Source organism: Paenibacillus sp. LK1 (assembly GCF_002750415.1).
Classification (GTDB): domain Bacteria; phylum Bacillota; class Bacilli; order Paenibacillales; family Paenibacillaceae; genus Paenibacillus; species Paenibacillus taichungensis.
Genome location: NZ_PEII01000004.1, coordinates 425,342 through 451,554, shown reverse-complemented (window position 1 = coordinate 451,554; position 26,213 = coordinate 425,342). Strand labels below are relative to the sequence as shown.

Sequence of the window (26,213 nt, the reverse complement as noted above, 5' to 3'; positions counted from 1 at the left end):
CATTGCGCAAATGCTTTTGGTGTTAAAGAACTAATGCATAACGCTATGAAATATAGTAAAATGGCGTTAAGTACATGCTTGTTCAGAATATGTTTAGAATGTGTTCAACTCATATGGTAAAATCAATGTAATGATAGGGTTCCTTTAAGGCACATTGTTCGCTCGCTTTCTCATATTGAAAGCGGGAAACCGTGGGAAACTGAACGTCACGAATCATCGCATTTAACTGTCCCGTTATATATAGTGTCTGCTCTTGCCGAATATGCAAACTTGAATGATACAATGTGAGCTCTCCGAAGGGCTGTTTCCATTGCAACCTTGCGTGAAGTCGTACACATACATGGCTATCTTCTACATCCAAACCAATTAACATCTCTGATGATATTGGCAAGTCCAGGTCGCTCAGGAAGGTGATCGCTCGTGTGTCCATACCAAGCAACAGAACGGGGCGTCTTTTGCGGTCTACCAATTTGCCATGAAACTCCTGAATGTACATATGGACATTTAACTTGAGATCCGCCCATTCCTGAATCATTGAATTCATGGCTTCATTCCTTTAGAATGGATTAGCTTACAAGAGTTGCCTATACTCCTTCTCACAGGTATATTGGCTAGGCAACGTGGTCATACTTAAAATATCCCAAATGATACATTTTGTAACTCCATACGTCCAATTTACGATACAATTTGTATCATGTCAAGCAGTATTTGGACATGGTTCTTTTGATTTACGACAATATGAGATGTCCTTAGACAGACCTATATACAACTAGGACTACTAAGGCATTACGATGATGCAGGAAAGCTGCCCTGATCAAACACTTGGCTCAGGATTGTTCTAATATATATTTGATGGCGTTCAGGGGGAAATAGCATATGAGCTACGGAAATCGCATTGCTGAATTAAGGGAACAGCGGGGACTTACTCAAGAAGAACTTGCGAGCTCCATTCATATTACGAGAGCTGCTCTCTCCCACTACGAGAAAAACCGACGCAAACCGGATTTCGAAGTGTTAACGAGACTTGCTGACATCTTTGGTGTATCCATTGATTATCTCATTGGACGGACGAAACAAAGTGATGTCGTAATGGATGAGGACGTAAGAGAATTCGTGGACGCCCTTGAATTATCGGATAAGGAAGTGCTGGAACGCTTCGGCCTGATGATTGATGGCAAACCCTTAACAGAAGAAGAGGCACGTCGTTTTATTGCTTTTGTCCGTATGGAACGTAGTATGGATTAAACCGCAAAGAAGACCCAGTACCGAGAAATACCATTCTCCGGTTGCTGGGCTTTTTTATGTCTTGATTTCCCTCCATCTATTCTAGGCTTGTCGATGTGTTGTCAAGCGCGCTTGTTGTTGTCGGAGGATACGAAATGGTTCCAACGCTCCGGGTCGATTCCGCATTGCAGTAAAACTTTCATGATGTCCATCTGGGTTGCTTCGACTGGTTTACCTTTCGACTTACGATCGCCCCTGTTTGGTTGCTTCATATTCATTCCGCTAACCTCTCTTATCTTTATACTTTCCCTGCACTCCAAAACTAGCCTTATTATACTTGAGAAAGTTCTTCAATGTTGTCGTCTCATGGCGATAGCGTTTTTTGTACGGGTTCTAATTTTGTCGAAAACCAAATAGGAGCTCTACAGCGCCGCGTTGGACGCCATAAAGCTCCTATTATTCTTAATACAACCCGTTCATGAAATCGGACAGGAATATATTAACCTCCTGTACGTGCAAGTTCACGCATGTTTGCTTCAAATGCAGCCAGCAAAGCAGCCTCTCCGGTCAGGCCCGTTGCCTGAATCCGTTCGATTTGCTCAGTCATTCGTTTGAAGTCCTTTGGAATAACCCGAACAAATTGATCTAAAGATTGCTGCCAGTTATCCAGAATGCGCTGCCCCGCCTCACTGCCTGTGTTCGCAACATGACGTTGAATCATGCCTCGCAGATCTGCACTCTCAGAGACATCTTCGATACGCTCCAAAAGTACCATTTCCAGATTACAACGTTTCAGGAATGTGCCTTTCGGATCATACACATAAGCGATACCTCCGGACATCCCGGCTGCAAAGTTACGACCTGTATCACCCAGAACGACGACACGTCCCCCCGTCATGTACTCACAACCATGGTCGCCTACACCTTCAACAACCACTTTGGCACCCGAGTTCCGCACAGCGAACCGCTCTCCCGCAATACCACGAATATACGCTTCACCACTGGTTGCACCGTATAGAGCCGTGTTACCAATGATGATGTTATCTTCGGCATCAAATGTGGCTTTCGGTGAAGGCATGACGATCAGTTTACCTCCGGACAACCCTTTGCCTACATAGTCATTGGAATCCCCTTCAACGGTCAATGTCATACCTCTAGGTACAAAGGCCCCAAAGCTTTGTCCAGCGGACCCGACAAATTTGAATTGAACCGTATCTTCGGGCAATCCTGCTATTCCATATTTGCGCGTAATTTCACTACCCAAAATGGTACCTACTGCACGGTTTACATTGGTAATTGGAAGCACCGCTTCAACCGGTTGACCGGATTCAAGCGCAGGTTGCGCCAATGGCAGCAACTGCTGCATATCCAGCGTCTCTTCCAATTGGTGGTTTTGATGCTGTGTACGGTAACGTGCAGAGCCTTCTGGCATTTCAGGCACATGCAACAATACCGACAGATCTACACCTTTTTTCTTCCAGTGGTCTACAGCCTCTACCGTTTCGAGGCAATCGGTACGACCTACCATTTCCTGAATCGTACGGAATCCAAGATCAGCCATGATTTCGCGAACATCTTCAGCAACAAAACGCATGAAGTTAACGACATGAGCAGGATCTCCCGTGTAATTTTTACGCAATTCAGGGTTTTGTGTTGCTACACCTACCGGACATGTATCCATCTGGCAGACACGCATCATGATACAACCGAGTGCAACGAGTGGTGCTGTAGAGAATCCATACTCCTCAGCTCCGAGCAAAGCTGCGATAGCCAAGTCACGACCATTCAGCATTTTTCCGTCTGTTTCCAGTACGACACGGTCACGCAGATTGTTCAGCATCAACGTTTGATGCGTTTCTGCAAGTCCCAGCTCCCAAGGCATACCCGCGTGGCGAATCGAACCCTGTGGAGAAGCCCCAGTTCCACCGTCATAACCGCTGACGAGGATTATGTCGGCACGACCTTTAGCAACACCAGCAGCAATCGTTCCAACGCCGACTTCGGATACCAATTTAACGTTGATCTCTGCACGTGGATTGGCATTTTTCAAGTCATAGATCAACTCGGCCAGATCCTCAATCGAGTAGATATCATGATGCGGTGGCGGAGAGATCAGACCTACACCCGGTGTTGATCCACGAACCTCAGCAACCCAAGGGTACACCTTACGTCCAGGCAACTGTCCACCTTCACCCGGTTTTGCTCCCTGTGCCATCTTGATCTGAATCTCGTCGGCATTAACCAGATAGTTGGATGTTACACCAAAACGTCCGGATGCCACCTGTTTGATCGCACTGCGGCGAGAATCACCGTTACTATCTTTAATGAAGCGAGCCGGATCTTCGCCGCCTTCACCTGTATTGGATTTACCACCAACACGGTTCATCGCAATAGCAAGATCTTCGTGTGCCTCTTTGCTGATCGAACCGAAGGACATTGCCCCTGTTTTGAATCGGCGCATAATATCTTCGACGGACTCTACTTCTTCCAAAGGAATCGCAGGACCGACTGGTTTCAGTCTCAGCATGGAGCGAATGGTCAGCAACTGATCATTTTCGCCTTGCACGAGTTTGGAATACTTTTTATACAGTTTGTAATCACCAGTGCGTACTGCATGCTGCAGCGTATGGATCGTTTGCGGATTGAACAGATGCTCTTCTCCGTCGTTACGCCATTGGTATTCCCCGCCGGAATCCAGCACTTTGTCATTGCCATCTTTGTCCGTAAAAGCACGGTTGTGATGAGTCAATGCTTCGGCAGCCACTTCTTCCAGGCCAATCCCGCCAATTCGGGAAGGCGTCCACGTAAAGTAACGATCAACGAAGTCCGATTTCAGACCCACCGCTTCGAAAATTTGGGCCCCACGATAGGATTGAATCGTCGAAATTCCCATTTTGGACAATATTTTAATAACGCCTTTGGTAGCGGCTTTAATGTAGTTCTTCACGGCTTTCTCATGTGAGATGCCACGCAGCAGCCCTTGCTGAATCATGTCATCCAGCGTTTCAAACGCCAGATATGGGTTCACCGCACTTACGCCGTAACCAAGCAACAAGGCATAGTGATGAATATCACGCGGCTCTGCCGATTCCAGCAAAATGCTGACTTTGGTTCTGGTTCCTTTACGAATCAGATGATGATGCAAACCTGCTACAGCCAGCAATGCTGGAATAGCCGCATTCTCGGCGTCCACACCACGGTCAGACAGGATCAAAATGTTGTGACCTTTGTCAATGACACGGTCTGAAGCTTCGAAGAGCAGTTCCATCGCTTTGCGAAGTCCTTCTGCGCCCTCTTTTGCTGTAAAGAAGATCGGAATCGTCATGGAACGGAAGCCCGGACGACGAACATGGCGAATCTTCGCAAAATCTTCATTAGAAAGTACCGGTGTATCCAAACGAATCTGACGACAGCTCTCCGGTTCAGGATTCAGCAGGTTACGCTCAGGTCCGATCGTTGTTGCTGTAGACGTTACAATCTCTTCACGAATTGCGTCGATCGGTGGATTGGTAACTTGTGCAAACATTTGTTTAAAATAGTTATACAGACGCTGCGGACGATCCGATAGAACCGCCAGTGGTGCATCATAACCCATGGAGCCTGTAGCTTCCATACCTGTTGAAGCCATTGGCTCCAACACTTTGCGCAACTCTTCAAATGTATATCCATACGCCAGCTGAAGCTGCGTCACGTTATCATGTTTTGGATCAGGCAGTTCCGGTGCATCCGGCAGCTCATTCAGATCCATCAGATGCTCATCGAGCCAATCCTGATACGGATTCTCGGCCGCAATGAGAGCTTTCACTTCCTCATCCGCAATTATACGTCCTTGTTGTGTATCGACAAGCAGCATACGTCCAGGACGCAGACGATCTTTGTAGAGAATTTCTTCAGGAGCGATATCAAGTACCCCAACCTCAGAGGACAAAATAATGCGGTCGTCTTTCGTTACATAGTAACGTGCAGGACGCAGACCATTACGGTCAAGAGTTGCACCAATCTGTAAACCGTCTGTAAAGGCCATTGCTGCCGGTCCATCCCACGGCTCCATCATCGTGCTGTGATATTCATAGAATGCCTTCTTGGCAGGATCCATTCCCTCATCTGTACTCCAAGGCTCAGGAACCATCATCATGGCCACGTGTGGCAATGAACGGCCGCTCAAATACAGGAACTCCAGTGTGTTATCAAACATGGCCGTATCCGAACCATCCGGATTGATAACCGGTTTTACTTTCGAGATGTCGTTACCGAACAATTCGCTCTCAAACAGCGACTGCCGGGCATGCATCCAGTTCACGTTACCACGCATCGTATTGATCTCACCGTTGTGGATCATGAAGCGATACGGGTGGGCACGTTCCCAGCTTGGGAATGTATTCGTACTGAAACGGGAGTGAACAAGCGCAATCGCTGATTCCACGAGATCTTCCTGAAGATCCAGATAGAACTGTCCCACCTGTTCCGTTGTCAGCATGCCTTTGTAGACGATTTTTCGACAGGACAAGCTTGGCAGGTAGAATGAACCACCTTCTGCTTCATCCGCCGAATAACGAATAGCCAGCTCCGCACGTCTACGAATGACGTACAATTTCCGTTCAAATCCCAATTCATCCTTAACATCTGCCGATCTTCCAATGAACACCTGACGCACATAAGGCTTCGCTGCAAGCGCAGAACGTCCCAGCATCTCATCAAACGTAGGCACATCCCGGAAACCCAGGAACGTCTGGCCTTCTTCTTCGATGATCTTCTTAAGGCTCTCTTCATGCGCGCTCCGAATGACAGGGTCCTGTGAAAGGAACAGCATCCCTACGCCGTAAAAGCCCTGTTCAGGTAATGCAAAACCAAGACGGTCCGCTTCCTGTGCAAAATAGCGATGTGGAATCTGGATCAAGATACCGGCTCCGTCACCGGAATTCGGCTCACTGCCCTGTCCTCCGCGGTGTTCCATGTTACTGAGCATGGTCAGTGCCTGACTAACGATGTCGTGTGAAGGTACTCCTTTGATGTTGGCAACAAAACCCATTCCGCATGCGTCTTTTTCGAACTGTGGGTCGTACAGACCCTGTTTAGGAGGTAATCCGATGTGTCTCATGGAACGCAACCTTTCTATAGTGAAGTATTTCGGAAAGATCAAGAACATAGGCAACAAGCAACAATAAAACGGGAGGGGCGGGCATTTTCAACCTGAAAAATTGCCTGCTGGATGAACGAGGGCGACAGCAATAAGGGCTGTCAATCTTATAAATGCTGCTATTGCGGCAGAGGCCATCCATGAGATGAGCTGGTCCGGATCACCCGGTAAACAGCTTGGTATAACAACACGCAACCGCTGGCACGGCCGCTGATATGGAGCGACGTTTTTTGATATAGTTCTATTATTTTAACACCGACCTAACATCAGCGCAATTTAAACTTTTTAATACCTCTGATAAGAAATGTTTTGCAGTACAGCTTTAGTGTACTGATGCTAAAATTCATCTCTTTTTCGAATAATTATACACATTTTATGTCAGAGTACAACTAATTTTAATTACTGACAAAAGAAAATCATTCCATATGTGGCCTGCGTTTAACCATAGTTGGGCCAATTTCTCTTGCCATGATCCTGCGAATATCTTCATCCTTATGCATTTGTATACAAAAAGAGTCTGCAGCCCATTTTCGGGTCGCAGACTCTTTGCACTATTTGACTACTATATTGCATAATTTTGATACTTGAGTTCAAAGTTTATTTTCACTATTCTGTCCTATTCCGGTTTAATTCGGCTTATGCCGTCACCACTTGACCGGATTCAGTCACTTCGGCTTCTTTTTTGCGACGTCTGCCGCTCCAAAGGAAGAAAGCCAAGGTCAGCAACACAGATATACCTGCATAGATTGCCAGAATACCGACCTGATGCCACATCACATCGAAATTGCCACTGGATACAACTGCTTTGAAGCCCATGATGCTGTGCGTCATTGGCAGCCAAGGGCTAAATGCCTGAAGCCACGACGGAATCAGCTCTACCGGGAAGGTTCCCGCACTTGCTGCAAGCTGGAAGACCAATAACAGAATGACAACATAACGCCCTGGCAAGTCAAGCCAAGTTACGAGGGCTTGAACAATAAACATAAAGGTCAGTCCCGTAAAGATCGTGAACAGATAGAACAGCGGTACGCTGTGTGTTTCCAGTCCAAGACCGTACAGCATGAAGCTTGCCACGATCACGGATTGGATAATGCTCACAAAACCGAATACGAGTGTACGGCTGACAAAACGGTTCCAACCTGTTGCACCCGGTACGGAAGTTTCCCGCATTTTCAAAACAATCGTTGAAATCAGCGATCCAACAAACAAACCGATGGACAGGAAGAACGGCGTCAACCCTGTACCATAATTGCTCACGTTCTCTGTTGTGTTCTCGGACGTATTCACAGGTTCAGCGAACATATTCACCACATCGTCCGTTTTCTTGACTTCTGATGTTTTCTGAGCCGCATCGTTCAGCTTGGTAGCCAGTTCGCTTGAGCCGTCTTTCAGCTCAGTTAAACCGTCTGCCAGCTTGCCTGCTCCGTCACCGAGTTGTTTGGAGCCGTCCGTTAGCGAACTCACACCACCGCTCAGTTTACCCACACCCGTTTGCAGGGCTGTAGTTCCGGACCCCAGTTGCTTGGCTCCATCTGCCAGCAATGTGCCGCCACTTGCAGCCTCGCCCAGCTTGCCGCTAAATTGCTTCAGACCATCGGAGAGTTTCGCTCCGCCTTGGCTAAGCTGTCCAGCGCCCGCCAGCAATTGCTGCTGACCATCCACCAACTGGTTCGCACCTGTCAGAAGCTGCTCTTGGCCTCCATGCAGCTCGGACGCACCTGCTGCCAGTTGCTGATTGCCCTGGTGTAATTGATCTGCACCTTGCGCAAGCTTCTGTTCGCTCTCATGCAGTTGCTTACTGCCTTCAGCGACCGCTGCACTGGCTGCCAGCAGCTTCTGTACGTCTTCACTGGCTGCCAGTTCAGGGTTGGATGCAGCTAACTGCTTCAACCCATCAGCAACGCCCTGAGCACCGTCAGCAACCTTACTGCTGCCATCTACTGCCGATTGAAGGCCAGTGGCCAAGGTGCCACTGCCTTGGACTGCACTTTGCAGACCCTGAGACAGCTTCGCACTGCCTTGCTCTGACGATTGCAGACCCGCTTGCAGCTTGCCTGCTCCGTCCACGGAAGATTTAAGTCCAGTTTCCAGCTTGGCACTGCCGTCCTTCAACTGGTCTGCACCGCTCTGAAGCTGGCTTGTCGCCGCAGCTTGAAGCTGCTGCAAACCGGATACCAGATTCGATGTACCACTTTCAAGTTTGGTTGCCCCCGTGTGTAGTGCATTGACACCATCACTTAATGGAGACAAGCCATCCTGAAGTTCCAATGTACCAGATGCCAGTTTCGCCAGATTATCCTTGAGCTTCACAGCTCCATCATCCAGCTTGCCTGCGCCCGTATTCAAGTCTCCTGCACCATCGCCAGCTTCAGCCAATCCGTCCGATACTTCGGAAAATTTGTCGAGCAGGGTCTCCGCATAGGATTCCGTTACTTTGGCCGAAACTTTAGCTTTCAGATCTTTGATGGCCGTTTTGCCAATCTGCGCACCCACAAAGCTGTAATTTCCATTTGGTTCGTAGATCAGATCAGCCGGTTCTGGCTTATCATCAAGCAACGTGGTTGCCTGGGATGAAAAGTTTTCCGGGATCGTAATTTGCATATAATACTTGTCGTTTTCCATGCCTTCTTTGGCTTGGATGGCACTGACAAAATCCCATTTAAAATCTGCATTTTTCTTCAGTTCATCCACGAGGTCACTACCGACATGCAATGATTTACCTTCCAGTTCTGCACCTTTATCAAGGTTAACAACCGCAACCGGCATTTCATCGACATGACCATATGGGTCCCAGTAGGCAGCCAAATAGATACCACTATATAGAATCGGTATAAACAAAATTGCAATAACGGGGATCAACACCTTCGGGTTTCTCACGGCCGATCCCACATCCTTGAAAAACACGGATAAAGATTTCATGTCATTTTCTCCCCTTGTTCTCTCTGCTTCCTAAGCAGAATAACCATAATGAAATTAATTTGACGCGTTTCGGAAATTTACGGAAACACGAAGTGACTACTTTCCTCAAACGGTCACTTTAGAGCAAAAAAACAAACCTGTCTCTCGACAAGCCTCACTGCCTTCAATCGTATGACTAACCCATATTATAGTAATAATAAATTCGGGTTACGTTGCTGCAGCAATTCCTTCCATTAAGAAAAGGCGAAAGTAATTCTTGATTTCCTCTTTGCTCAGCGGCTCGTGTTGCTTGCTCCAGTCTGAGGTGAGGGCAATGTACAAACGAATCATCATAAAGGAAACTACCTGTGGATCACAATCACGAATCTCTCCGTTGTCTCTTGCCTTCTCAAGCTCCCGTGCCAGAAAATCGGAGATAACTTTCTCCACTTTCTCCAAACCTTCCTTGGCCTGAAGAGTTCCAAAATCCTTAAGCTCCTGGGACAATTTAACCAGCAAATCGTGATCACGACGAAACTCTAGCAATGAATCAAGCACACGAAACAGATTATCAAAAAAAGCACTTTCCTGATGAACTTCACGATGAGCAATGTTTTTCATTTCCTGGATTACTTCAACCAAAATCTGATCAAACAATTGTTCTTTATTCGTAAAGAACGTGTAGATCGTTCCCTTGCCAACATTCGCAATCTTCGCTACCTGATCCATCGTGGTTGCCTTGTATCCAAACATGGCAAAAGACTGCGCGGCTGCATGAATGACCTGCTGTCTCCTGTCAATCGGAGCCATCATATCCCTCCTCGTTTTCGTTGATCGTCCTCTTTAAATGACCAGAAATACAATTCGGTCATTCGGTCAAAACCAAGATTACCACTCTCCTCATCAGATTGCAACCCTAACATTAAAAAATTGTGTTAATTTTTTTTAACCGAAATGCAGTGGAAACTGCTTCTATCGTCGTCTATAGTGTATGATGACTCCAACAACTCGGATAAAGACGAAGTTTTGATGTATCAGAACATTAACTATGGTGTAAATATGTAACGAATGAACATGATTTTCCGCTTCGCTGTATATTCATGTAGTAATGCAACGTGCGGTATGACTGTGAATGTTAAATTTAAATTGATGAATAAAGGTGAACTCATGCGAAAACCAAGAGTGCTCTTGTTATCCGAAGGTTTCGGCACCGGTCACACCCAGGCCGCCCATGCGCTCGCAAGCGGCATTAAGAAAGTCAGTCCACATGTGCATAGTCGGGTTATTGAGCTCGGCAAATTTTTAAATCCAACCATGGCTCCGCTTATTCTGTCTGCATACCGCAAGACACTAACCGTTCAGCCCAAGCTGGTCAGTCTGCTGTATCGGACACAATATAACAAATCACTAAACGGATTTACCAAACTGGCCTTGCATCGGATTTTCTATACACAGACGGCTCAGGTCGTATCCCAATTGAAACCCGATGCCGTGATCTGTACTCATCCATTTCCGAATGCGGTCATCTCACGACTGAAACGTCAGGGACTTAATATTCCACTATATACACTGGTCACAGACTACGACGTACATGCAACGTGGATTAATCCCGAGGTCAACAAATATTTGGTATCCACGCCACAAGTTAAGGCTCTGCTTGAGATCAGGGGTGTTGAACCCTCTCGCATCCAAATCACCGGTATTCCTGTTCATCCTGACTTCTGGGAAGCAGGAGACAAGGTAAGCCTCCGACAGGAAATGGGGCTTCAGAACATGCCCACTGCTCTGCTAATGGGTGGCGGATGGGGACTTTCCTTTGATGAAGAGCATATGAAGACCCTCACGTCATGGGCGGATCGGGTACAGCTGCTTTTCTGTCTTGGAAGCAATGAGAAAATGATTGCCAAGCTGAAGGAAATGTCCTGCTTCCAACATCCGAATATACGCATTCTTGGGTATACTCGTGAGGTCAGCAAACTGATGGACGTATCCGATGTGCTCATTACGAAACCAGGTGGCATGACTTGTACAGAAGCATTGGCTAAAGGCTTGCCGATGTTATTCGTACCTCCATTGCCGGGACAGGAAGAAGAGAACTGTGAATATTTTGTACAAGCCGGATACGGTCAAATCATTCACTCTGCTGACGTTATTACCAATCGCTTCAGGCATTTGTGTGAGCAGATCTATGCACCACGTGAAGCTGAAAGCCAGCTGAAAGCAGTCCACAAACCAGGGAACAGAAACACCTACGATCCAACGTGTTGTGCCCAGGCTGTCCATGATTTATTGTTCCCGGCTACAGCGGAAGTCACATCGGCGCCCAAGGAGCGCTTCACAGCCGGAATCGGGGCAACTTCGCTGTCAGGTACCAGAATTCCATTCTAGCAGCTCTATGACCCCTTCTAGTCGTTCTACGAAGGTGTTTCATCTCTTAAAGACATGCACAAAGAAGGTTCCCCTCCATTAATCCGGAAGGGAACCTTCTTTTATTTCATTCTTATCTCCGTATGATTTGCTGCAAAAAAGGGTAATTTAAATAACAAACTCTCATCGCCAATAAAGTTAAAAACGACGAAATAAAACTGCATTACAGGGCTTTTCAAGGTCTATGTAGCGAATACATAGTTAACTACCCTGCCTGTTTGCAGAATTTACAGATCAATTACTTGTAAAAAGTATGATGCCCGATCGTTTTTACTTTTTTCTGGGAGCGAGCCACTGTCAGATCGTCCGCAAGCGTCAATGACAAGAAATAATACGTATCATCAGCGACTTCCTTTTTCCCATTCAACGCTGCATTAACTGCCTTGATACTGTCCTCATTAGGAGTAACACGTTTCAAGCGCCCGTTCGCTACAGGACTGAATTGAGATTTCTGGTAGATTACTTTGTAAATGGTATCGGGAAAATTGGCTGACCGCAGCCGGTTTAAGACAACATTGGCAACTGCCACTTTGCCTTCGTACGGTTCACCTTCCGCCTCTGCCATGACAATTTTTTGCAGCAGAAGCAGCTCTTTATCGGACACACTGTATGACCAGGTTGCAAGTTTCGAGTCTTCCTGGTTCAGGAGTTTGGTCCGTGTAAAGTAAAGTTTTTGGGGGGGAGTCGTAATTGCAGCTACCGCTTTGGCATGCTCTATCTTGGCCAATTTCAGAGCAGCCTCTTTCTTCGCTTTGGCCGCTGCTGCAGCTCTGGCCGCATGTTTAGCCTTGGCTTCTTTCTGTTCCTGCTCTTCCTGGGCAGCCGTCAGCCAGTTCTTGGCCGGGAGCGAATTGGTCCAGTTATCAGTCTGTGTAGACGCATCAGAAGATAGACTTGTCCCGTCTTGCATCATACGCCTGTCTCCGCTAAAAGAATTTTCGCTATTTTCTGCAGATGCCGCAAGTTCGGTCATCTGTTTGCTATCACTTGCCTCATTCCATTTTCCAGTCGCCTGAACGACGTTAGCCCCCACTATACATACAAGCAGCACAGATAACATCGGTGCCACCCAACGATTCTTGCTTATAATATCCATTCGAAGATTCCTCCTGTCGAAACAATTCCCTAAACTAAGTAACCACAAAAAAAGAATTTGAATAACGATGGCTAATATTACATAGGGAATAACGTTATGTCAATGTGATTTTATGTCATATCAATGAGTTTCAGGAAAAAGAAAACGTATCCACAACCTCATACATCGGCGCCTGACCTGGCTGTGTCACATAAAGCACAAAATCTTGGACCATCCAAGAATTAACACCTAAAAATTGCCCTGGAAGCACTCCAAATATTCCTTTATCTTCATTTCCTGGGTTCTGGCCCAGAAATTTACGCGCAATCGTAATATGAGGAGAATAAGGTCTTAATTCGGCCTCAAATCCAAGGGAAGCAGTTGCGCCCACGATCTGTTTTTGCAGAAGATGAAGTTGGTCCACTTCTCCTTTAACACCTTTCCACAATACCTTTGGTGCCTCTTCCAAACCGAACGTTCCCCATCCGGATAATTGCAGTTCAAACGGCCGGAACCCGACCGTTGCCAAACGCAGCGCTTTCCGCAGATGTCCAATGTCACTAACAAGGGTATCCCCCAGAAATTGCAATGTAATATGATAATCCCGGTAGTCCGCCCATTTGCGAAAATCAAGCTTTCCTTGCACCTGTTCCGCAGATATCCGAAGTGAATTCTGAATATGTGCCGGCACCCGGAGTGCAATAAACAATCGTTCCCGTCGGGATGGAAGATCCGTATGTGAATGTGAATAGTTATTCATGGTATACACCTCTTCTAGAGTTCGTTTTATTATTTCACAGTCGTCTCTATGGTTTCAAGCTGGTTAAGTATAGAGTGACACAATTTTTGGGATTTGCACATGAGGCTGTATTCCTGCCTTTTACGCACATCGCCTTCTTTTCTGCTAAACTAATACCACAACTTATTTCAATTCAGGAGGCCACTAACTATGGGTAAAATTGTATGTTTTCCATCCTTATCGACAAAGCAGCAACAACGTATTCTGGATGCAGCACCAGGTTATACACTTACGGTTGGCAAAGCCAAAGAGATTGACACATCGGAGTTAAAAGAAGCCGAAATTGTCTTAGGCTGGTCTCCTCTGGTAACCGAACATGCACTGAAAGAAAACAGCCCTTTAAAATGGGTTCAAGTCTGGTCCGCAGGTGTGGACAACCTTCCTTTCTCAGATTTGGAACAAAAAAGCATATTGGTAACCAGTGCTAATGGCGTACACGCCATTCCCATAACCGAGATTATTCTTGGTATGATGTTGTCCCACAGCCGCTGGCTCAGACAAGCGATGCTGCACCAGCAGCAGGCAGAATGGAAATCCCCAGGCAAACCACTTCCGGAATTGCATGGCAAAACAGCGGTTATCGTCGGCGTTGGAGAGATTGGAACAGAAACCGCACGTATTCTCAAAGCACTAGGCATGAACGTCATCGGGGTTCGTCGCTCCGGAAAAGACGTTCCAAATGTAGACCAAATGTACAATATGTCCGGCTTACACGAAGCACTGGGGCAAGGCGATTACGTCATCAATATTTTGCCACTCACAGATGAAACGCATCATATCTATAATCAGTCTGCATTTGAGCATTTCAAATCCGGTTCCTGTTTCGTCAACGTGGGACGTGGCCCAAGCGTAAATACGGAGGCTCTGCTGGGTGCACTGGACAGTGGACAGGTTGCCTTTGCTGCACTTGATGTATTCGAGGAGGAACCGCTCCCCGCAGATCATCCACTATGGGGTAAGGATAACGTCTTGATTACTCCGCATATTGCAGGCAGTACAGAGCAATACACCGAGCGGGCACTTGATATTTTTGTTCAAAATTTGGAAGCATATATCGCCGGAAAAACCCTTCCGCTCAATCTGGTGAATTATGGTCATAAATACTAAAAATTCTAGATGGTCCTAGGTGAAATTGTACAAATTCATGTAAGGTAGTTTCCCTACGAAAATCAAAAACCTCCATACCGGAAAATGGATTTTTTCCGGTATGGAGGTTTTTTCTGTTATTTTCAGCGCAGCCGTTCTAAGTGCATAGCCAAATGTGACGTATAAACGTGCCTTTGCTCACCATTCGATACTGATCAATGTTCCATCCGGCATCCAGAATGTGCCCCTCCACCCATTCGGTGGAAACGATCACTGCCCGTCCTGCAAGTCTCTTCAAACTCGTCAACATGGCAAGTTGTTCCTCATCCGGAAGAACAGAACAGAGATTATATGGCATGTCCAGAATGGCTGCATCGTAGAAACCTTCCAGATCATTCATATCCCCGAGGGTAATTCTGGTTGGATCATACCCATAATGAGGAAGATTAATGCGTGCACCCTGTACCGCCAAAGGGTTCAAATCATTTCCTTTGACCTCAATTCCCATCGACAATGCCTCAATTACAACGGTTCCCATTCCGCAGCATGGATCGAGCAACTGATGCCCCTCCACTTGCGGAATAGCAATATTGACTAACGCTCTGGCTAACGTAACACCAAGGCCTGTGGAGTAATTTTGCGGCTTCTGATGATGGGTTTGCCACGAGCGATCGGCTTCTGTCCATTGACCGAAGAGCCATTTTCCATTCACATGCATTAGTCCAAAAGTCACGTCAGGCTGTTTCATCATAGCTTTGCCTTTAATGCACATGCCCAGCTCTTTTTCCAGCAAACGAGAATGCGCATAATCCGGCATGTCATCGCCCTCTTTCAAGCAGACAACCTTGAACGTTTCACGAGATGACAAGGCGACTTGTGAAGCAGCAGGTTTCAGACCTGCTACTGTATCCGCTTCGGCTATCACATCCAGTCTGCCCCGGACAAATGGACTTCTACCTGGTGGAATGCAAATATTGGAGCGTACATAGGCGTGATCTCCTGAACCAATATCTGTCCCAGGAACGAGCATCGTTTCCAATTCCAATTCACATAGGGCACGTTCATTCTCATGGCAAGCGAAGGTATATACGTAACTTCCGACAACTGAATCTTTGCTGTTTGTAGAGCTCAATATGGTAGCCGTCCTTCATGTTTCTTCTATTATAAGAAGAGGTTTTATATTTTTAATTTTTCAATGGAAGAAAGCAGATCTACGGACAGATCTTTCAGGGTTTGAATATTGCCGCTAATCGTTTCCATTGAACTCACCTGTTCTTCGGCTGAAGCTGACACTTCCTCTACACTTGCCGCGGATTCCTCGGATACTGCCGAAATTTGTTGACTGAAATCATTCATCCGTCCGCTCGCTTCCTGCATACCTTCCAGACCATCCGTCATTGTACCAATGACTTGAACCATACCCTCTACCGACTCACTAATGGTACGGAACAGATTGCCGGAATTACGTACTTGCTGCTGCCCACGTTCTGTTTCCAGTACACCTGTTCGTAATTCCTCAACAACGCCCTGAGAATCCTTCTGGATGTCCTCCGTGATGACGGTAATCTCTTCCACAGAAGTTCGAACGGCTTCGGACAACTTCCGCACTTCTGCTGCAACAACTGCAAATCCGCGTCCACTCTCTCCTGCCCGGGCAGCTTCAATGGAAGCATTCAATGCGAGCAGGTTGGTCTGGCGCGCAATGTCATGAATGACTTGAACCAACTGCGATATATCTTTGTTTTTACGGTCTAGCTGTTCCATCTTGTTCATGGAAGAGGAAACTGCGCCAGCAATCTGTAGCATTTGGTTCACGGATTGCTCCATGGACTCGCGGCCGGTCTGTCCTTGTTTCAAAATCAGGTCTGACATCAGACGAAGCTGATTCCCCTGTTCCGAATGTTGCTGAATATTTGCGTTCAGCCCCTCGACGGTACGGGCGGACTCAACAGCCGTTTCTGCCTGACTCTCTGCCGCTTTTGCGGACTCTTCCATCGTTATGGCAATTTGGCGACTGCCGATCTTAACCTCTTCAGAGGAAATAGCCAATTCACTACTTTGGCGGTTGACGGCTTCAGCAATTCGTCTAACATTCAATACCATGGACGTCAGATTACCTTTCATGTCATTCACGGCTTTGGCAAGAACACCAACTTCGTCTTCATGTTTGGTATGTATGTCCTGGACATTCAATTGACCTTCCGCAATCAGTTTCACGGCACTGATCACCCGAAGCAGTGGTTTAACGACTTGTGAACGGATAATTGGGATCGCAATTGCTGTAATGATAATCATCACAAGAACACCAATGACGATAATGATTCGGCCATCTTGGACGGATCTGATCGTCTGAGCCGCAGAGAGATCGGACTGCTGCTGATTGTAATCCACCAGATAGTCCAGATGGACTTGCATAGCATCGAAGGAGGCGGCCCCTTTTTCGGATACTTCCTTAGCCAGTTGTTCCTGACCTTCATCACTCAGCTTGATGGATTGCGTGTTAATCTTGAGGTAAGCTTCCCACTTGCTCTTTAATGCTTCCCATTGCTCTTTTTCTTCAGCTGTCTTCTCCTGCTGATCATATATTTTAATAGCCTGGGCCGTTTCGCGAATGTATTTGGTGCGCTCTTCAGCAAGGTCCGCTTTGGCCCCTGCCTGTGCATCAAAGTGACGATAGCTCAATGACAAAATATGTTCTGTTGTATAATTCAATCGGTTAATCTGCTGGATGGAGGGCATCCAGTTATTGGTGATCATATTCGTGTTTTTTTCCATCGAGTTCATTTGTGTAACAATCGTGACACTAAGAAGAATTAAACAGAGGATTAATAGATAGAACGCGATGCTGATACGCAGACCGATACTCTTGATCTTGAATCTGCTGAACATATGATTTCCCCCTTGTGCCCATCTTCGGCCACTTCCGTATTTTAGGTGCTTTTGTCGTTGTTTTACCCTTCTTTTGGCATCTTGCAAATTACTCTTTTCTATATTATATCTATAGGAAAAGAGACGTAAAGTATTATAACATTCTTTTATTTTAGTCATGCTTTATTTTGTAAAATCTTGTGATTATTTCACATCATCTGTTGAACGGAATCGAATGATGTAAAATTCAGACTTAAATGAAGCAAAAAAGAGCTGCAGCATACGGCAAATATCCGATCTGCAGCTCTTACGATTTGAATCCATACAGATGACCGGAATGGAACCCGCCATTCTTTGTATCATAACGGCTAGCAGCCGCCCCCTTATGCGTTCACCAGCAACTTGTAGGAGGCCAACCTTCTCTCGTAATCCGGTCCAGTTGTCACTACAAGCAGCCGATCCGTATTCAGCCTTTGGCACACCTGCTGCAACTGTTTCGAGACTTGTTCAGGTGTACCGGCATAATGCCGTTGCACCTCATTCTCATTGGCATCGGTCATGTCATTGGTGCCGGTACTTGTGCTGACATAGTCAGACTGCGTTGAAATTTCTTTTCCAATAGCTCTGCGTCTCTCCGCCATTTCGCGGCTCCAGGACAACGCCTCTTCCTGCGTCTCCGCACACAGCACACTTACAGCAACCATAACCTCCGGCTCTTTCCTATTGGCGCTGGGGATAAAACCCTCCCGATAACGCCGCACAGCTTCCGTACCATCCGCATCACTCATGAATTGTCCGAATACATATCCCATACCGAAGCGAGCGGCAAATTCAGCACTCTTCACGTTGGTACCCAACATCCATAAGGATAATGGAAGCTCCGGAATCGGACGGGCCGTCACCGGATGTTCCTCATAAGTGTATCGATCTTCCAGTAGTTCGGTTAGTGCCGCGAGCGATTCAGGCAACTTGGACACATGCTGCAAGTAATTGCCACTCAAGGCCATCGTTGCATGGGGACCGCCCCCAGGAGCACGTCCCAAGCCTAACTCTATGCGCCCCGGGTAGAGCGCCGCCAACAGTCGGAACGACTCCGCTACCTTAAGCGGGCTATAATGTGGTAACAGTACGGCACCGGAGCCAAGCTGGATCGTGTTCGTTCGCGCGCCAATATGGGCAAGTAACACTTCCGGTGATGCTGATGCAAGTTCGTCCATGTCATGGTGCTCCGACGTCCAGTACCTTGAATAGCCCCAGGCTTCAGCATGCTGCGCAAGTGTAACGGATTGTTGTAGCGCCTGTTCTGCTGTGGCGCCGTTCAACCTTGGAACAAGGTCAAGTACGCCCAGATTGTATTTTCCACTGATGTTCGCACCCAAGCGTCTCATCTCCCTTCGTCATGCTTATCTCTAATCTAGATCGTAGATGGAACCGACCTTGAGACCGTATAGTTCATTGTATATTTTCTCGGCAAAAGCATCCGTCATCCCGGCTATATAATCGATCACCATGTGCTCCCAAGTCCAGATCGGATTCGCCTTCGCCTGATCCTTCTCATAACGTTGCAGCCAATCGGACGGAATAATGGATTTGGACGTTTCCGGGTCAAGAAAAGCATCCCACAGACGCTTAATCATCCATTCACTGCGCTTTTGCAACCTCTGCACACGCAGGTCACGAATCATGGTCACCCAGGCAAAGCTCTTAAGCACACTTACCGTACGCAGCATGTCGAGATCCTCGGCGCCTTCACGGACAAACGTCACCTTTTTCCAGTCTCCGTTATCAATAACCCCCAGGCTAGCGACAAAAAGGCTGACCCAGTAAGCCTTGACCTCACGGCGGGTACGTGAGTAATCATGCTCGCAGAACGGCATCTTTTCATTCCAGATGCGCAGGAACGAAGCGAGGACTTCTTCAACTTTTTTGCCAATCGCTTCCCTTGTCCATCCGTTCCAGAACAGATCCTCCAGTGTCGTAATCTTATCCACAATCAGTCGATTGATATGCGGATCTTGCAGGAAATGCTCGTGTACTTCAATTTTACCTGCTTTGATGCCATCTTCCAGATCATGTGCGGAATACGCAATATCGTCGCAGAGGTCCATAAGCTGCGCTTCAAGCGTCTTTTTGCCAGCAGGAATGTTCCAACGATCACGAATCTCGCGGATATACTGCCATTCATGATGATACATACCTTTCTTGCTCTCCGTGCCAGGATACGGGTACTTATTGATGCCAAGCAGCACCGCATCCGACAGGTTCAGCCCATCGATATCTTCCCGTTTTTCCAAATACATAATGAGACGGAAGTTATGCGCGTTGCCTTCAAAGTGCTCATACTTCCGCTTGAGCTCTGCACGAATTTCCGGTTCCGGTTGAGGCGATTTGGCCCCGCGATTTTTCTTCATGATTTTCTTGACCTCTGTGTTGATGAGATCATCGAGGATGCCATCCAGCACTTCTTCCCCTTTATGTCCAAAAGGCGGGTGACCGAAATCATGCGCAATCGCGGCACACTCCACCACTTCAGAATCAATAATCAGTCCGGGGCTGTCCGCCTGGTTCAACTCCACCTCCGGGTAGCGACGCAGCAAGCTTCTTGCCGCTTCTCGTGCAATCTGCGCCACCTCCAGGGAGTGGGTCAATCGTGTGCGATAATAATCGCCCGTTCCTGCACCAAACACCTGCGATTTGCCTTGCAGCCGACGAAAGGTCGGTGAATGTATCAGTCTGGAATAGTCGCGCTCATAGGCTGCACGAGCCCCATCCAGTTTCGTTAGTTCAGGGTATTGTCTATGTTCTCTCAGATCGTTCCATTGCATGTTGATCACTCCTAGCCGACTGTCTCTATTTTGAGTGATTATACACATATTCTGCAGTTTCGAAAAGCAAAACCTGTCTGCGATTGTCATCTCTTCTCACATCAACTTGTGATGCACAGTCGTCTACTCTTATTATACCCCGCCAGACTATCATCCGTGCACCTAAATGATAATGATTAATATTGAAAGTAACTTATGACGAAAAAAAGTGCCTTATACAGTTTGCGTGGCCGTTCCGGTTACGGATCGTTCTTTTGATCGCTGTTATTCCCAAATTTCCTTGATTCCCTTTAGAAAGGGAGAAATTCGGGAATAAAGGCGAACGCTTCGCTTCTTCAGAATCGATTCCGTCCCCTTCACTACTTTCGCTGTTTGATTCACACCCAATCTAAAATGACATTACATCCCCTATAAAGGGGGACTTCAAACAAGACTTTGAGAGGCTAAAGAATACCATTAAATTGTTCATTCATTACTTCAATGATAGTCTGTCTTCCCCGTCCCCTCCGCTGTATGGGTGAGGAGATAAAAATAAAAAAACCGACAGGGCAAATGCCCTGTCGGGTGAAGAAGGTAGTTTAGACCATAACTTTGCAGATATCGTTGGTGAACTCTACCGGGTCTTGAATCGGCAATCCTTCGATCAGCAATGCTTGATGATACAGCAAGCTTGTGTAAAGGCTTAGTTTTTCTTTATCCTTTGCGAATGCGTCTTTCAGAGATTTGAAGACATCGTGATTTACGTTGATCTCCAGCACTTTATCTGCCTGTACATTTTCACTGTTCGGCATAGCCTTCAGGATTTTCTCCATCTCAATCGTCAGCTCACCTTCAGTAGACAAACATACCGGGTGGCTTCTGAGGCGTTTGGAAGCTTTAACAGCTTTTACTTTGCCGCCGAGCTGTGCTTGCATTGCTTCGAACAACTCTTTGTTGTCGTTGTCCTGTGCGTCCGTCTCTTCTTTATCTGCACTGTCCTCGATGCCCAGGTCACCGCTGGAGATGGATTTGAATTCTTTCTCTTTGTAGTTCGTAATCATCTTGATTGCAAACTCATCGATGTCGTCCGTGAAGTACAAGACTTCGTATCCTTTATCGAGTACACCCTCGATCTGTGGCAGCTTCTCGATCCGTTCAATGGATTCACCGGATGCGTAGTAGATGTACTTCTGATCTTCCGGCATTCTGGAAACGTACTCGTCCAGGCTAACCAGCTTCTTCTCTTTGGAAGAAGAGAACAAGAGCAGATCCTGCAGGGTATCCTTGTTCACGCCATAGTCGCTGTATACGCCATACTTCAGCTGACGGCCAAACGCTTGATAGAACTTCTCGTAATTCTCACGCTCATCCTTAAGCAAGCTTTGCAGTTGGCTCTTGATCTTGTTCTTGATGTTCTTCGCGATCAGACTGAGCTGACGGTCATGTTGCAGCATTTCACGGGAGATGTTCAGGGACAGATCTTCGGAATCCACCATACCTTTTACAAATCCGAAGTAATCTGGCAGCAAATCACCACATTTGTCCATGATCAATACACCGTTAGAGTACAGTTCAAGCCCTTTTTCATACTCTTTTGTATAATAATCAAATGGTGTGTTCTCCGGTATAAACAGGATCGCATTATATACCACTGCGCCATCAGCGCTGATGTGCAGATGTTTGAGCGGTTTATCAAAACCGTAGCGTTTTTCCATATAGAAGTTGTTGTAGTCTTCTTCGGTCAGTTCGCTTTTATTTTTACGCCAGATCGGCACCATGCTGTTCACGGTTTGCTCTTCTTTGTACTCCTCGAACTCGTTCTCTGTACCCTCTTTTGCACGCTGACCTGTCACATCCATCTTGATTGGGTAGCGAATGAAGTCAGAGTATTTCTTGATGATGGATCTCAGGCGGTACTCTTCCAAAAATTCGTCATAGGAATCTTCTTCCGTATTTTGTTTGATCGTCAGGACGATTTCCGTACCCACAGAATCTTTCTCGGCTGGAGAGATCGTGTACCCGTCCGCGCCTTCGGATTCCCATTTCCAAGCTTCGTCGCTGCCCAGCGTTTTACTCGTTACCGTCAGCTTGTCCGCCACCATAAACGCGGAGTAGAAACCAACCCCGAATTGTCCGATGATGTTGTGGCCGTCTTTGGCTTCATTCTCTTTCTTGAACGCCAGTGAGCCACTCTTCGCGATAACCCCCAGATTGTTCTCCAGCTCTTCCTGGGTCATCCCGATTCCTGTATCAGTGAGCGTAAGCGTACGGTTCTCTTTGTCGATGGTGAGCTTGATGTAGTAGTCCTCTTTGTTAAAGACGAGTGTGTCGTCCGTCAGTGCTTTGTAATATATTTTGTCAATGGCGTCACTGGAGTTGGAGATCAGTTCTCTCAAAAAGATTTCTCTTTGGGTGTAAATGGAGTTGATCATCATATCTAGCAAGCGTTTGGATTCAGCCTGGAATTCTTTTTTAGCCATGAATGGGTGTCTCCTTTCAAATTGGGGATAGAATGATTGGGTTAAATATAGAAAGTAAACCTTTGAATCCTCACATGCAGAATGTTACGTTACTAGAAAAGCCTTCAATCGCTTTGATACCTAGATTTTTTTGATTCACTCTATTCCTCATTTAAAATAAGCGCATGATTTTGTGCGGTCTAGCCGTTCCGGTTACGAATCGTTCTTTCGATCGCTGTTATCCCCTAATTTCCTTGATCTCCTTTTAACAAGGGAGAAATTAGGGGATAGCGTATGCTTCCGTAGCAGCTTTCCTTCAGAAAGCTTTTAGGCGAACGCTTCGCTTCTACAGAATCGATTTCGTCCCCTTCACTATTGCCGTACCATTCACCAACTGATTTTAAACATTGAGATTTTAATCAATTGAAAATCTATTGATCATTCTTTCGCGTGCCAGGCTTTTTCTGGCTCATTCCACTCTCATGTCCTATTCAAGGTTAATTAAATCCATATTCAAAAACACAATCATTCCATATGTAGTCGTGTAGTAAAAATATCATTTATTAGCACTCTGATGATTGGAGTGCTAAACCCTTTCCTTTTATATAACATATGGGAAAATTGGGTGTCAATACGATGGCGGTTATTTTAACAAAATCATCGAATAACACTTCATGTTCTGCACATCTCTAACCATTTTATCTCAATACATCATGCAACACAAAAGCCGCCTCGAACCAAAGTTCGAACCGGCTTGGAGACAGATTGTAATGTTGGAATAGTAGCTTGTATCACATCATCCCCATCTAATGTATTTCGAAGGGTCATCCACCTTGCTGTGTCGCAACTAGTGCGCTGGTTGACTGTCTTGGGCGGGTGACAGTAGAAATTCACACACTATCGAACCTTGCAGACGTTAATTGGTCCCTTTAGGATGATTTCATTATCTAACGAATCGTAGAGACGCTATTTCTCATCTTTAGCCGACCTTTCGAGACTTTCCGCAGGTTTTTCGCAACATAGCGTGTGTGAAATTCGTTAGATTGGCAAATGGGCAGTAAATTGCAGAATAAGGCTTGCTAGGTTCGTTAGATTGGGGAAGAAGTTAGCGTTACAGCTACAAGTTACACTTACGGTTAGGCGTTGGCGTTAAGCGGCGTTACCGTAAAAGTTAGAGTTACAGAGAAAGGGTTACAGTTACGGTTACAGTTACGGTTACAGTTATGGTTATGGTTATGGTTATGGTTTGGTTGGAGACGCAAGCCTCTATTTTTTGGCCATCTTTGGATCAAGGGTGTCGCGCAGGCCGTCCCCGAGCAAGTTGAAACCGAGCACGGTGAACATGATAGAAAGTCCGGGGAAAATAAGCGTCCACGGCGCTTTTTGCAGAAACTGGCGGGAATCCGACAACATTTTGCCCCACTCCGGGTCAGGTGGTTGCGCCCCCATGCCTAGGAATCCAAGTGCAGCCGCTTCAATAATTGCTGTTCCAATCCCCAGTGTGCCTTGTACGATGAGCGGGGTGAGACTATTGGGCAAGATGTGCCGGAACAGAATTCGCATATTGCCAGCCCCCAGCGTACGCGCTGACGTAATGAATTCCTCCTGTCTCAAGCTAAGTACCCTTGAACGTACCAGTCGTCCGTAGGTCGGGATGTTCACGATTGCTATCGCGAGCAGTGCATTTTGCAAAGACGGACCGAGAATCGCCACAATGGCGATTGCCAGCAGAATAGCGGGGAAAGCAAGCAAGATATCGAACAAACGTGAGATGAGCATGTCTGCCCATTTTCCATAATATCCGGCAATCAGACCAAGCAAAGCCCCCGCAATAATAGAGCCTATAACAGAAAAGAAACCAACCCACAATGAAATGCGCGCTCCATGCAGCACTCTGGAGAATACGTCACGCCCGAGATCATCCGTACCAAACCAATGCTCTGCCGAAGGGGCTTGCAGACGATCTGTGAGCACCTGCTCTTTATAGTCATACGGGGCAATATACGGGGCAGCAAAGGCCAGCAGGATGAAAAAAACGATAATAATCAAACCTGCCAGCGCAAGCCGATTTCTCCGAAACGTTCTCCAGGCTTCCCGCCATGGACCCGAGGCAGGTGCCGACGCGGCGTCAACGGATGCTCCGGTATTGGTCGATAATTTGGCCATGCGGCGTCTCCCTTCTTGGATATGAATGAAATACAAGATCAACGATTTCTATTACACCCAAGCACTACGATTGCAGCACCATCTTCCGATCGCTGTTATCCCCAGATTTTATTGAACCACCTATTTAAAGGTGAAAATCCGGTGATAAATGCGAACACTTCGCTTCTACAGATTGGTTCTGCACTCTTCGTGTCGTGTAATTTTTTAAAGATCTTATATTAAGTTCCATTCATCAACCCAAATGATGAATTTCCTATTTATAACTAATCCGCGGATCGAATACGGCGTACAGCAAGTCCACAATCAGGTTGATTACTACGAAAAAAAAGGCCACAATTAGAATGCCGCTCTGGATCACCGGATAGTCCCGCGAACTAATTGCTTCATATATATAGCGACCGACACCGGGCCAAGCAAAGATCGTTTCAGTCAGTACGGCTCCACCCAGCAAAGATCCGGTCTGTATGCCGATGACGGTGAGCACGGGAATAAACGCATTTTTCAACGCATGTCCATATACGACGAAAAACGGGCCGAGTCCTTTCGCCTTCGCAGTACGGATATAATCCGAACTCATCACTTCAAGCATACTGGAACGCGTCATCCGGGCAATAACAGCCATCGGAATTGTCCCAAGCGCGATACTTGGCAGCAGCAAATGTTTCGTAACCGTCCACAGCTGATCCCAGCGTCCGGCAATCATTGTATCCAGTACATATAAGCCCGTAATGGCTTCAATGGGATCACGCGCATTCATTCTGCCGATGGATGGTAGCCAGTGCAATTTGTTCGCAAACAGCCACTGTTCCATCAGCCCAAGCCAAAAGATCGGCATCGATACACCAACCAATGCAATGACCATGCAGCAGTAATCGAACCACGAGTTATGTTTCCACGCACTGACAATCCCGGCGTTCACGCCAATAATGATCGCAAACAGCATACTCGCCATCGTTAATTCGAGGGTCGCTGTCAGATAGGGCACAATTTCCTGGGCAATGGGAACCTTGGTGCGGATGGATGTGCCCAGATCTCCCTTAAACAGATCGCCCAGATAAGCGAAATATTGTTGAATCCATGGTTTGTCCAGTCCGAGCTGGTCACGCAGAGCTTGCTTGGATTGTTCGGTTGCCTTTTGCCCGAGTATGGTCTCGGCCGGATCACCCGGAATGGCGTGGATAATGGAAAAGACGATCAGGGTCATGCCCAGCAGCACGGGCAGTAACACGAGTACACGTTTGACGATGTAACTGTTCACTCCTCATTCACC

Annotated in this window: 17 protein-coding genes; 3 read left to right on the top strand and 14 right to left on the bottom strand. The window is 46.8% G+C overall.

The window, feature by feature from the left end; all coding sequences use genetic code 11:
- Positions 1 to 109: 109 nt before the first annotated feature.
- Positions 110 to 544, bottom strand: coding sequence for a hypothetical protein (locus CS562_RS11750; RefSeq protein ID WP_099855810.1), 435 nt, complete (start codon positions 542 to 544; stop codon positions 110 to 112).
- A gap of 332 nt (positions 545 to 876) precedes the next feature.
- Between CS562_RS11750 and CS562_RS11745 the strand changes: the two genes are divergently transcribed.
- Entirely contained in the window at positions 877 to 1,245 is a 369-nt protein-coding gene (locus CS562_RS11745) for a helix-turn-helix domain-containing protein (RefSeq protein WP_024632898.1), read from the top strand.
- Positions 1,246 to 1,346: 101 nt separating this feature from the next.
- On the opposite strand, the gene CS562_RS32905 is transcribed toward CS562_RS11745, so the two are convergent.
- From CS562_RS32905 to CS562_RS11730, 4 genes are all read right to left on the bottom strand, one after another.
- Complete coding sequence (locus tag CS562_RS32905) at positions 1,347 to 1,502, bottom strand: hypothetical protein (protein ID WP_180287105.1); 156 nt, start codon at positions 1,500 to 1,502, stop codon at positions 1,347 to 1,349.
- A gap of 221 nt (positions 1,503 to 1,723) precedes the next feature.
- Complete coding sequence (gene gltB / locus CS562_RS11740; RefSeq protein WP_076291488.1) at positions 1,724 to 6,322, bottom strand: glutamate synthase large subunit; 4,599 nt, start codon at positions 6,320 to 6,322, stop codon at positions 1,724 to 1,726.
- Positions 6,323 to 6,997: 675 nt separating this feature from the next.
- Complete coding sequence (locus CS562_RS11735) at positions 6,998 to 9,280, bottom strand: YhgE/Pip family protein (protein WP_099855808.1); 2,283 nt, start codon at positions 9,278 to 9,280, stop codon at positions 6,998 to 7,000.
- Positions 9,281 to 9,487: 207 nt separating this feature from the next.
- Positions 9,488 to 10,069 (bottom strand): TetR/AcrR family transcriptional regulator, encoded by a 582-nt coding sequence (locus CS562_RS11730; RefSeq protein WP_076291486.1) that lies wholly within the window; start codon positions 10,067 to 10,069, stop codon positions 9,488 to 9,490.
- A 357-nt stretch (positions 10,070 to 10,426) separates the two neighbouring features.
- On the opposite strand from CS562_RS11730, the gene CS562_RS11725 reads away from it, so the two are divergent.
- Positions 10,427 to 11,647, top strand: coding sequence for an MGDG synthase family glycosyltransferase (locus CS562_RS11725; protein ID WP_076291485.1), 1,221 nt, complete (start codon positions 10,427 to 10,429; stop codon positions 11,645 to 11,647).
- Between the two features lie 277 nt (positions 11,648 to 11,924).
- Here the strand turns inward: CS562_RS11725 and CS562_RS11720 are convergent, their stop codons facing one another.
- Complete coding sequence (locus CS562_RS11720) at positions 11,925 to 12,782, bottom strand: cell wall hydrolase (RefSeq protein WP_099855806.1); 858 nt, start codon at positions 12,780 to 12,782, stop codon at positions 11,925 to 11,927.
- A 130-nt stretch (positions 12,783 to 12,912) separates the two neighbouring features.
- Entirely contained in the window at positions 12,913 to 13,521 is a 609-nt protein-coding gene (thpR, locus tag CS562_RS11715; protein ID WP_099855804.1) for an RNA 2',3'-cyclic phosphodiesterase, read from the bottom strand.
- Positions 13,522 to 13,710: 189 nt separating this feature from the next.
- On the opposite strand from thpR, the gene CS562_RS11710 reads away from it, so the two are divergent.
- Positions 13,711 to 14,667: a D-2-hydroxyacid dehydrogenase gene (locus tag CS562_RS11710; protein WP_099855803.1), complete on the top strand. Its 957-nt coding sequence runs from the start codon at positions 13,711 to 13,713 to the stop codon at positions 14,665 to 14,667.
- Positions 14,668 to 14,803: 136 nt separating this feature from the next.
- Here the strand turns inward: CS562_RS11710 and CS562_RS11705 are convergent, their stop codons facing one another.
- The 7 genes from CS562_RS11705 to CS562_RS11675 all read right to left on the bottom strand — a co-directional run bounded on the left by CS562_RS11705 (position 14,804) and on the right by CS562_RS11675 (position 26,201).
- Positions 14,804 to 15,778 (bottom strand): TRM11 family SAM-dependent methyltransferase, encoded by a 975-nt coding sequence (locus CS562_RS11705; RefSeq protein ID WP_257219459.1) that lies wholly within the window; start codon positions 15,776 to 15,778, stop codon positions 14,804 to 14,806.
- Positions 15,779 to 15,822: 44 nt separating this feature from the next.
- A complete protein-coding gene (locus tag CS562_RS11700) occupies positions 15,823 to 17,535 on the bottom strand; it encodes a methyl-accepting chemotaxis protein (protein WP_180287104.1) in 1,713 nt (570 codons plus the stop codon).
- Positions 17,536 to 17,897: 362 nt separating this feature from the next.
- Positions 17,898 to 18,893, bottom strand: a complete 996-nt coding sequence (locus CS562_RS11695; protein ID WP_257219458.1) for an MsnO8 family LLM class oxidoreductase — start codon at positions 18,891 to 18,893, stop codon at positions 17,898 to 17,900.
- 30 nt (positions 18,894 to 18,923) lie between these two features.
- Complete coding sequence (locus tag CS562_RS11690) at positions 18,924 to 20,339, bottom strand: deoxyguanosinetriphosphate triphosphohydrolase family protein (RefSeq protein ID WP_064640144.1); 1,416 nt, start codon at positions 20,337 to 20,339, stop codon at positions 18,924 to 18,926.
- 578 nt (positions 20,340 to 20,917) lie between these two features.
- A complete protein-coding gene (htpG, locus tag CS562_RS11685; RefSeq protein WP_099855799.1) occupies positions 20,918 to 22,798 on the bottom strand; it encodes a molecular chaperone HtpG in 1,881 nt (626 codons plus the stop codon).
- A gap of 1,245 nt (positions 22,799 to 24,043) precedes the next feature.
- Positions 24,044 to 24,943, bottom strand: a complete 900-nt coding sequence (gene nikC / locus CS562_RS11680) for a nickel transporter permease (RefSeq protein ID WP_099855797.1) — start codon at positions 24,941 to 24,943, stop codon at positions 24,044 to 24,046.
- 253 nt (positions 24,944 to 25,196) lie between these two features.
- Positions 25,197 to 26,201: an ABC transporter permease gene (locus CS562_RS11675; RefSeq protein ID WP_099855795.1), complete on the bottom strand. Its 1,005-nt coding sequence runs from the start codon at positions 26,199 to 26,201 to the stop codon at positions 25,197 to 25,199.
- Between the last annotated feature and the right edge of the window lie 12 nt (positions 26,202 to 26,213).